Origin of the sequence: Kitasatospora phosalacinea, assembly GCF_000717185.1 — a bacterium.
GTDB lineage: Bacteria > Actinomycetota > Actinomycetes > Streptomycetales > Streptomycetaceae > Kitasatospora > Kitasatospora phosalacinea_A.
Genome location: NZ_JNYE01000272.1, coordinates 1 through 576, shown reverse-complemented (window position 1 = coordinate 576; position 576 = coordinate 1). Strand labels below are relative to the sequence as shown.

Below are 576 nucleotides of genomic sequence, written 5' to 3'. Positions count from 1 at the left end.
GAGCAGGTTGCCGTCCGCGTCGTAGACGTACTTGGTGACGGCGCTGCCCTGGGTGATGGTGTCCACCCGGCCCTCGGGGGTCCAGGTGAGGACCTGTCCGGTGCCGCTGCTGGGGGTGCGGTTGGTGGTCGCTCCGATCTGGTTGGAGGTGAAGTCGGTGCTGGTGGTGCCGCCCGGGCCGGTGGTGCTGGTGCGGGTCAGGGTGTGCGGCTGCGGCCCGTTGGGGCACTGGGTGGCGTTGCCGGTGCAGCCGTTGGTGTAGGTGGTGGTGGTGTCGCCGCTCTGGCCGTTGACCGCGTGCTCGGTGGAGGAGGTCCGGTTGCCGAGGGAGTCGTAGGCGAAGGTCTGCCAGTAGGCGGTCGCCCCGGAGGCCACGGTGGCGGCGGTCGGGTCGGTGCCGGCGGCCGGGCAGGCGGCGGTCGCGGTCCACGCCTGGGTGAGGCGGTTGAGCGCGTCGTACCGGTAGCACTGGGTGTCGGTGACGGTGCTGCCGGTCTCGGACTGCTTGTCGGTGACCGAGAGCGGGTTGCCCGAACCGTCGTAGGTGTAGGTGAGGTCGTCGACCACCCCGGCCGG

1 protein-coding gene is annotated in these 576 nt (G+C 71.5%); it reads right to left on the bottom strand.

Annotated elements, in window-relative coordinates; all coding sequences use genetic code 11:
* On the bottom strand, nt 1-576 hold a 576-nt coding region (locus tag OO57_RS37975; protein WP_033257486.1), incomplete at both ends, for a hypothetical protein.